11 protein-coding genes are annotated in these 7,960 nt (G+C 65.8%); 2 read left to right on the top strand and 9 right to left on the bottom strand.

Annotated elements, in window-relative coordinates; genetic code table 11:
• Positions 1-103: 103 nt before the first annotated feature.
• The 3 genes from AX724_RS24280 to AX724_RS22470 all read right to left on the bottom strand — a co-directional run bounded on the left by AX724_RS24280 (position 104) and on the right by AX724_RS22470 (position 3,121).
• On the bottom strand, positions 104-559 hold the full coding sequence (locus AX724_RS24280; protein ID WP_197421670.1) for a hypothetical protein: 456 nt from the start codon (positions 557-559) through the stop codon (positions 104-106).
• Positions 560-995: 436 nt separating this feature from the next.
• Positions 996-1,802: a kinase gene (locus AX724_RS22475; RefSeq protein WP_066771594.1), complete on the bottom strand. Its 807-nt coding sequence runs from the start codon at positions 1,800-1,802 to the stop codon at positions 996-998.
• 2 nt (positions 1,803-1,804) lie between these two features.
• A complete protein-coding gene (locus AX724_RS22470) occupies positions 1,805-3,121 on the bottom strand; it encodes a hemolysin family protein (RefSeq protein ID WP_066771592.1) in 1,317 nt (438 codons plus the stop codon).
• 136 nt (positions 3,122-3,257) lie between these two features.
• Between AX724_RS22470 and AX724_RS22465 the strand changes: the two genes are divergently transcribed.
• Positions 3,258-3,941 (top strand): OmpA family protein, encoded by a 684-nt coding sequence (locus tag AX724_RS22465; protein ID WP_066771589.1) that lies wholly within the window; start codon positions 3,258-3,260, stop codon positions 3,939-3,941.
• 6 nt (positions 3,942-3,947) lie between these two features.
• Here the strand turns inward: AX724_RS22465 and AX724_RS22460 are convergent, their stop codons facing one another.
• The gene (locus AX724_RS22460) at positions 3,948-4,508 is read right to left on the bottom strand and encodes a TetR/AcrR family transcriptional regulator (RefSeq protein WP_066771586.1); all 561 of its coding nucleotides are present in this window, start codon (positions 4,506-4,508) and stop codon (positions 3,948-3,950) included.
• 58 nt (positions 4,509-4,566) lie between these two features.
• Between AX724_RS22460 and AX724_RS22455 the strand changes: the two genes are divergently transcribed.
• Positions 4,567-5,022, top strand: a complete 456-nt coding sequence (locus AX724_RS22455; RefSeq protein ID WP_066771582.1) for a phenylacetaldoxime dehydratase family protein — start codon at positions 4,567-4,569, stop codon at positions 5,020-5,022.
• On the opposite strand, the gene AX724_RS22450 is transcribed toward AX724_RS22455, so the two are convergent.
• From AX724_RS22450 to AX724_RS22430, 5 genes are read right to left on the bottom strand one after another with little or no spacing between them, the layout of a single operon-like run.
• A complete protein-coding gene (locus AX724_RS22450) occupies positions 5,019-5,636 on the bottom strand; it encodes a MarC family protein (protein ID WP_066771580.1) in 618 nt (205 codons plus the stop codon). The two genes, AX724_RS22455 and AX724_RS22450, sit on opposite strands and share 4 nt — an antisense overlap.
• Entirely contained in the window at positions 5,633-6,283 is a 651-nt protein-coding gene (locus AX724_RS22445) for a YybH family protein (RefSeq protein WP_066771578.1), read from the bottom strand. Before AX724_RS22445 ends, AX724_RS22450 begins: the two co-directional genes overlap by 4 nt.
• Positions 6,280-7,173: a bifunctional methylenetetrahydrofolate dehydrogenase/methenyltetrahydrofolate cyclohydrolase FolD gene (gene folD / locus AX724_RS22440; RefSeq protein WP_066771576.1), complete on the bottom strand. Its 894-nt coding sequence runs from the start codon at positions 7,171-7,173 to the stop codon at positions 6,280-6,282. The genes AX724_RS22445 and folD overlap by 4 nt, the downstream gene beginning before the upstream one ends.
• Positions 7,170-7,493, bottom strand: a complete 324-nt coding sequence (locus AX724_RS22435; protein ID WP_066771573.1) for a DUF167 domain-containing protein — start codon at positions 7,491-7,493, stop codon at positions 7,170-7,172. Before AX724_RS22435 ends, folD begins: the two co-directional genes overlap by 4 nt.
• A complete protein-coding gene (locus tag AX724_RS22430) occupies positions 7,490-7,777 on the bottom strand; it encodes a YggT family protein (RefSeq protein ID WP_066771571.1) in 288 nt (95 codons plus the stop codon). The genes AX724_RS22435 and AX724_RS22430 overlap by 4 nt, the downstream gene beginning before the upstream one ends.
• Positions 7,778-7,960: the final 183 nt, after the last annotated feature.

The following is a 7,960-nucleotide window of genomic DNA, read 5'->3' as shown; positions in this document are numbered from 1 at the left end:
GATGTTCACCATCTCCTGAGACCCCAGCCTTCGCTGGGGTGACGGAATTGGGTGGGTAGCGGAAGGTCGGCTTTGTATTCTGGATCAGGGAAAGCCGACGAACCTAAACTCGACCATGCCTGTTGAGTGCCACTAAATTAGGATCATACGGGCCGACCTTTTTCCGTTTATTGCACAGAGATACGACCGCAATGCCAAGCGCGGCTGGAATTAGGAGAAGTTGAGGGTTTTGAAACAGGCCTGCGCCGGGAATGTAATTGTTCCACCAGAGGGCAGCACCAACGAGCAGCCCACAAACAACTCCGGTTGCCATGCGCCAAGGCCTTGGCTTTACAATGTCAGCGTCAGTCAATAGCTCTGCTTCGTCACGCAGTGCCATCAAGGCGGCCTCGCCATCCGCATCGAGCGGCAAATGTAAGGCAGCAGCCCGCAAGCGAATGCTGTTCAGTTCCGCACTGCGCAGCGAGTTTGATGTAAAGTCATCCCAGTCCCACTTACCACTGGATCCGTTTAGGAATGACCCAATCGTATCAACTACATATTTCCGCTCATCTCTCATGGCTATTGAACTGCCTCAATGGCAGCTTGTAGGCAATCGCGCTTTTCGATGGAACGGTAAAAACTGGTCGATACCGGCTAGGCTGCTTTCGGAAGCGGACTTGGGCCTGCCATGGGTGGGGAGCGGACATCAACGCTTTCTCGGCCAGAAGATGGTCGCGCTGAGTCCAATGTAGGTAGCGCCAATGATCGCCATCGTGCGCCATAGCGCCTCATTCTTGCTGGCTGAGCATTCGGCAACAGTTGTTGGCGGCCCGCAATCCCCCATTATGGAGCCAACGATGCCCCACAGCCGATTGGCAAAAATGCGAGGGTCAGTGCGAGAAACTGTAACCAGCGCGGCACCGTTATTACTCCGAAATTGGATGGAGAATAGCGTAATGCGCTATGTCTGCAAATGGTCGAAAACCGACGGCCAAGCCTGCGCCGTCCCCGCCTCATTCAACCCCGGCTACTGACCTGTCCTCGCGCAAGCGTACCGTCAGCGTTGCCCGCGTTGGCGGCTCCGTCAGCATAGCCCTCGTGATCCGTTCATAATGCTGGATGAAGCGGGACAGTTGCGCCTCGTCCATCACGCCTGCCTCGTCGCCGCTCTGCCGCCGCAGCGCCGCTTCCTGCTCGCCGCGCCAGCGTTCCACCACCGCGAAGTCCGGCGCGGCCAGGAAGGCGAGCGCATCGATCCGCGCGAACAGCGTCTGATAGTCGCCCGCTAGCGCTGCGTTGACATGGCGGCGCCAGCGCCCGTCCGCATCCTCCTGCGCCTCCAGCGCGTTGATCGGGACGTCCAGACACGCCTCCGCCTGCGGCCGCGCGCCGACGCACCAGCCCTCGAGGATCAGCAGCCGCGTGGCTTCAGGCGCGCGCGGCCATTGTGCCTCCGGCACCCTGTCGTCCCTTGCCTTGTCGAAGCGCGGCAGGGGCACAGGCTGGCCCTGCGCCAGTGCGTCTATCACCGCCAGCCCCAGCGGCACATCGTGCGTGCCCGGCACCCCCCGTGTACGCAGCAGCGGATGAACCTCCGCCGCCAGCCGCTCCCGCGCAGCCAGGGGAAGGTAAAGATCGTCGATCGACAGCACGGCGCACCGCACCCCGTGCGTGGCCATCCGCGCCTCGATTCCCAACGCTACCGTCGATTTGCCGCTGCCCTGCGTCCCCGCAATGCCCAGCACCGCCAGCCCCCTGTGCCGCTCCAGCAGCCGCTCCGCCAGCTTCGCCACGGCCTCAAGCGCGGCCGACGCCGCCACGGTCAGCGCGCCGCCACCAGCAGCTTGTCGATCTTGCGCCCGTCCATATCGACGATCTCGAACCGCCAGCCCTGATCCTCGGCAAAGTCGCCCACTTCGGGCAGGCGCTTGAGCAACCACAGCACATGGCCCGCGACCGTCGCATAATCGCGGTCTTCCGACAGGTCGATGTCGATCCGTGCGGCCAGCTGGTCGATCGGCATCTGGCCCGACACCAGCAGGCTGCCGTCCTCGCGCTCCACCACGTCCGGCTCGTCATAGGCGTCGCGGTCGGAGGCAAAATGGCCCGCGATGGCGGACAGCAGGTCGGCGGGCGTCACGATCCCTTCGAAATGACCATATTCGTCATGGACCATCACTATCGGCACATCGGATTTGCGCAGCACTTCCAGCGCGTCCATGGCATCGACCTGATCGGGCACGATCTCCGCGCGCCGCATCAGCGTTTCCATCACCAGCGGCTCGCCCCGGAACAGCGCGGTCATGATATCGCGCGCCTGCACGATGCCGATAATGTCCTCCACCGAACCCCGGCCCACCGGCAGGCGGGTGTGCGGCGTCGCCAGCAGCTTGGCGCGGATCGTTTCCTCGTCCGCGCCGATGTCGATCCAGTCGACGTCCATGCGCTGCGTCATCACCTCGCGCACGGGCCGGTCGGCCAGCCGCACGACGCCCGATATGATCGCGCGCTCGCTTTCCTCGATCACGCCCGACCGGCTGGCTTCCGCCACGATCAGGTGCAATTCCTCGGCCGTCACATGGCTTTCCGATTCCCGCGCCAGCCCCAGCGCCTTGAAGATGAGGCTGCTCGACGCGTCCAGCACCCAGACGATGGGGGCGGTTGCCCGCGCGATCCATTGCATGGGGCCGGCCACGAACATGGCGATGGGTTCGGGCGCGCGCAGCGCGAATTGCTTGGGCACCAGTTCGCCGACGATCAGCGAGGCGTAGGTGGTAAGGCCAATCACCAGCGCGAAACCCAGATTTTCGGCCAGGTTGGGGGAAAGGCCCAGGCCCGCGAGCCGCTGACCCACTGGCCCGCCCAGGCTCGCGCCTGAATAAGCGCCCGTGCCGATGCCGATCAGGGTAATGCCGATCTGGACGGTGGACAGGAACTTGCCGGGATCGGCGGCCAGCGCGAGCGCCGATCGCGCGCCCTTGCGCCCCGCCTTCTCCATCGCCTGCAGCCGGGGCTTGCGCGCGGACACGACGGCCAGCTCGGACATGGCGAACACGCCGTTCATCGCCACCAGCACAAGGATGATGACGAGGTCTGCCCAGGGAAAGGGCGTTGGATTGGGTGGGGGGATCGTGGCCATGGCGGTCAGCGAATCGCTATAACCGCTATTCTTTCAATTTCACAACATCGCCATCAGCAAGAGTTCAGTTCGGGAGTGGAACAAAGCCGTTCGCTCGGCCTTTTTGACGGCAGCGCGATAACAAGGGACACGCATCATGAAGATTTCTCACCGCATCATCGGCGTGGCTGGCCTCGCTGCCATGCTCGCCACCACAGCCGCCTGCACGACCGATCCCAACACGGGCGAGCGACGCGTGTCGAAGGCGGCGATCGGCGGCATCGGCGGCGCGCTGGGCGGCTATCTGCTGGGCGATCTGGTCGGCGGCCGCCGCGACCGGACCGAAAAGATCCTGGGCGCTGGCATCGGCGCCGTCGCGGGCGCGGGCATCGGCGCCTATATGGACGCGCAGGAACGCAAGTTGCGGGAGGATACCGCCGGCACTGGCGTCGACGTGATCCGGGACGGCGACAACCTCCTGCTGCGCATGCCCTCGGGCATCACCTTCGCCTATGACAAGGCGGACGTGCAGCCGCAGTTCCAACCGACGCTGAACGATGTCGCGTCGGTCCTGTCCCAATATCCCAAAACCTATATCGACGTTTATGGCCACACCGACAGCGACGGGTCGGATGCCTATAACCAGACGCTGTCGGAACGGCGCGCGCAGTCGGTCGCCAATTATCTGGTGGGCAAGGGTGTCCAGTCGGCCCGCATTGCGACTCGCGGCTTTGGCGAGACGCAGCCGATCGCCTCCAACGCGACGGAGGAAGGGAAGGCCGCCAACCGCCGCGTCGAAATCAAGATCGCGCCCGTCACCGAAAGCGATGTGCGCAGCTGATCCATCTCAGGCGCGGGCCGCGAGCGCCCGCGCCATCAGGTCCAGCGCCGCCCGTTCCCCCGCCGGATCGGGCGGCAACCTGCCGTCTAGCGCCAGCGTGGCGAGGCCGTGGACCAACCCCCAGCAGGCGAGCGCGCCCGCCTCCGCCCGATCCGGCGCGAGCTGCTCCACTCGCCGCGCCATCAGCGCATAGCCGCCCTTGCAATTGTCGTGGGGCAACGTCATGCCCGCATCATCAGCGAACATCAGCCGGAACAGCGCCGGATGCGCGCGGGCAAAGGCGATATAGGACAGACCCTGCGCCGTCAGCGCCGCCGCCGCATCGTCGCCGCGATCCGCGTTTGCCGCCTCCGCCTCCATCATCGCAAAGCCGCGCAGCGCGACCGCGGCCATCAGCGCGCTCTTGTCGGAAAAATGCCGATAGGGGGCCATGGCGGAAACGCCCGCCGCTCGCGCCACCGCGCGCAGGCTGACGTCTGCTTCGCCCCGTTCCAGAAGCGCGAGCGCGCAATCCACCAGCCTGTCGTGCAGCGGAGCCGCCGCCTGAGACCTGTCACCTTCGGGCATGTTTACACTGTACTCATCGACTGCTATGTTTACACCATAAACAGCAAGGAGCGAGTCGATGCAATCCCGACAGTCCGTGGACCTCACCGCTTATCCCGACCTTATCGTCATCATGCTGGGTTTTCGCGTGTCGAACTGGCGCGGCTTCCTGTCGCTCATGGGTATCGGCCAGGGGCTGCGCGCGATCCAGGACGCGCCGCCCGATGGGTTGCTGGCGCACGAACAATGCCTGTTCGCGCTCAACCATGTCGGCATCCGCCAATATTGGCGCGACCTTGACAGCCTGGAGCGCTTCACCCGCTCCGCGCCGCATTCGCACTGGTGGCGGGATTTTGCCAAGCTCAGCAACGGTGCGGGCTTCTGGCACGAAACCTACGCGCGCAGCGGCGCGATGGAGGCGCTCTACGCCAACCTGCCTGCCCCAATGGGCTTTGGCCGCTTCGCTCCGCCGCTTGATCCCACCGGACCCTTCCTCACCGCCCGCGCCCGGATGGAGCGGCGCGCGAGGGCCTAAAAACTGGCCTTGATCCCGTCGATCACAAACTGTGCCGCCAGCGCCGCGAGCAGGACGCCCAGCAGGCGGGTGATGACCGCTTCGATCTTCGCGCCCAGAAGGGCCATGATCGGCCCCGCCGCCAGCAGCGATCCCAGCATCAGCACCAGCGTCAGCATCACCGCGCCCAGCACCACGCCGCGTTCGGCAAAGCCATCGGCCCGCGACATCAGCAGCATGACCGTCGCAATGGAGCCCGGACCCGCGATCATCGGCATGGCCATTGGGAAGACGGAGACATCCTCCACCTCCGGCGTCTCGGCGATCTTCTGCGCGCGGTCCTCACGGCGCTGCGTCCGCTTCTCGAACACCATGTCCATCGCGATGATGAACAGCATCACGCCGCCCGCGATGCGGAAACTGTCAAGCTGAATGCCCAGTACGCCCAGCAACTGCTTGCCCCACAGTGCGAAGACCAGCAGGATCGCTGTCGCGATGCCGACCGCGCGGATCGCCATCGCACGTCGCTGTGCTTGGGTCGCCCCGGTTGTCAGGCTGGCGTAGATGGGGGCGCAGCCGGGCGGATCGATCACCACGAACAGGGTGACGAAGGCGGAGAGGAATAGCGCCATCATGATGCGCCAACCTTGTCGTCGATCACCGTTTCATACGTCTCGCCGGTCCACATCTTCACCATCACGCGCCGGCTATTGTCCGGGGCGACGTCGGCCGACCAGATCAGGCTCTCGTCGGCCGGCGGCGGCATGTCGCCGGGCTTGGTTCCGGGCGGGGGAGGCGGGGGTGGCGCGCTCCGCTTGCACGTCGCGACCTTGCCGGTCAGGAAATCCGGCGCTGGCCGTGCGGTGCTCAGCGTATCGCCATGGTCCAGCACCCATTTCCACGCACCCTTCTTGTCGCGCCGCCAGATGGTGGTGAAATAGCCGACCGACCCGTCCGGCCGCTTCCAGTTGCCGGTGCTCGCCGCCAGGCTGCCGCCGCACGACACATAGACGATGGACGGCGACCAGGTGACGGAGGCCGGGGGATCGGCCTTCTTCTTCAGCCAGTCGCGCGCGACCACCTTGTGCGGAACGAACATCACCGCGTCGTCCGCCGCCGTCTCGCGGAAAGCGGTCCATTGCCCCTTCTGCTGCGCCAGACGGTTGAAGGCGATCTCCGCCGCGATCACGCTGCTGGGATCGGGGGAGAAGCGCAGCGGCGGCCGCGCGGCGACCAGCGCCACGATCCCGACCGCCAGCAGAGCCAGCCGGGCGGGGGTCACAGCCCCTCCGGCTTGGCAAGGCCTGCCCGCGCATGCGCCGCGACCAGCGTGTTGCGCAGCAGCACCGCGATGGTCATCGGTCCGACGCCGCCGGGGACCGGGGTGATCGCGCGGACGTGGGACAGCGCCTCCGCCGTCGCGACGTCCCCGACGATCCGGCTCTTGCCGTCCTCCGTATCGGCCACGCGGTTGATGCCGACGTCGATCACCGTCGCGCCCGGCTTGATCCATTCGCCCCGTACCATTTCGGCCCGGCCCACCGCCGCCACGACGATGTCGGCGCGATGGACCACGCTGGCGAGGTCATGGGTGCGGCTGTGCGCGATGGTGACGGTGGCATTCTCCGCCAGCAACAGTTGCGCCATCGGCTTGCCTACGATGTTGGACCGGCCCACAACCACGGCCTCCTTGCCGCTCAGGTCGCCCAGTTCGTCCTTCAACAGCAGGATGCAGCCCATCGGCGTGCAAGGGACCAGCGCTTCCTGGCCAGTCGCCAGCCGGCCGGCGTTCACCACGTGGAATCCATCGACATCCTTGGCGGGATCGATCGCGCCGATCACGGCCGCCTCGTCGATATGGCGGGGCAGCGGCAGCTGGACCAGGATGCCGTCCACCCGCTCGTCCTGGTTGAGTTCCTCGATCAGGTCGAGCAGATCGTCTTCCCCGATGCTGTCGGGCCGCTTGAACTCGAAACTCTCCATGCCAACCGCGACGGTCATCTTGCCCTTGGAGCGGACATAGACGCTGCTCGCCGGATCTTCGCCCACCAGGACGACGGCAAGGCCCGGCTTGCGTCCCGTCCGCTCGACAAAGGCGGAGACGCCCTCGGCCACCTTGTCGCGCAGCCCGGCCGCGAACGCCTTGCCGTCGATGATCTTGCCGATGGTCATGTCATATCTACCCAGGTCTGGAGGAGCGGCGATAGGCGCGCCGCATCGCGGGCCGCGCCGGCGATCCGCAATCGCTTTAGCCGGTTGGTGTCGCCCGATTCCAGCGAAATCGCCCCCTTGGGCCAGTCCAGCGCATCGGCGAGAAGGGCGATGAGCGCGGCGTTCGCCTTGCCTTTTTCCGGCACCGCGCGGACGCGGGCGGCCAGCCAGCACGCACCCGCCTCGTCAGTCCAGCGGCCACCCAGTCCCTCGCGCGCCGCACCGGGCGTCAGGCGAATGCCGACCAGCATGTCGCCGCCGGTTATGCGCCAGGCGGTCACATCAGGAACAGCGGCGGCAGGATCGCGCGGCGGATGATGAGGATGCCGATCAGAACGACCATCGGCGACAGGTCGAGCGCGCCCAGATCCGGCATGATGCGGCGGATCGGGGCGTAGATGGGCGCGGTGATGCGGTCGAGCGCGGTCCAGACCGCGCGGACGAAATCGTTGGACAGGTTGACGACGTTGAAGCCCACCAGCCAGCTCATGATCCCGTGCGCGATGATGATCCACAGCAGGACGGTCAGCAGGATGTCGATAATCTGGTACAGCGCGTAGGCCACGGCGATCTCCGATAAGCACGTCCTGCCGCTCTAGCCGACGCTGCCCCTGCGCGACAAGCGGCCCATGCGGCTTATTTCTGCGAACGACGCGTGGGCGTCGGCAGGAGAGGGGAGGAGCCATGTCCGGCCTGCGGAATGGCGCCGGGCCTCGGCCTTCTTCCACCGTCAAGCCGATCGTGTTTC

Source organism: Sphingobium sp. CCH11-B1 (genome assembly GCF_001556865.1).
GTDB lineage: Bacteria > Pseudomonadota > Alphaproteobacteria > Sphingomonadales > Sphingomonadaceae > Sphingobium.
The sequence above is the reverse complement of the archived record's forward strand: the minus strand, read 5'-3'. Positions and strand labels throughout refer to the sequence as shown.

Bases quoted from the DNA above. Each gene is read 5' to 3' on its own strand.
- AX724_RS22450 (WP_066771580.1), bottom strand. From the start codon at position 5,636: ATGATGGCGCTATTCCTCTCCGCCTTCGTCACCCTGTTCGTGGTGATC.
- AX724_RS24280 (WP_197421670.1), bottom strand. From the start codon at position 559: ATGAGAGATGAGCGGAAATATGTAGTTGATACGATTGGGTCATTCCTA.
- AX724_RS22455 (WP_066771582.1), top strand. From the start codon at position 4,567: ATGCAATCCCGACAGTCCGTGGACCTCACCGCTTATCCCGACCTTATC.
- AX724_RS22470 (WP_066771592.1), bottom strand. From the start codon at position 3,121: ATGGCCACGATCCCCCCACCCAATCCAACGCCCTTTCCCTGGGCAGAC.
- AX724_RS22465 (WP_066771589.1), top strand. From the start codon at position 3,258: ATGAAGATTTCTCACCGCATCATCGGCGTGGCTGGCCTCGCTGCCATG.
- AX724_RS22460 (WP_066771586.1), bottom strand. From the start codon at position 4,508: ATGCCCGAAGGTGACAGGTCTCAGGCGGCGGCTCCGCTGCACGACAGG.
- folD (WP_066771576.1), bottom strand. From the start codon at position 7,173: ATGACCATCGGCAAGATCATCGACGGCAAGGCGTTCGCGGCCGGGCTG.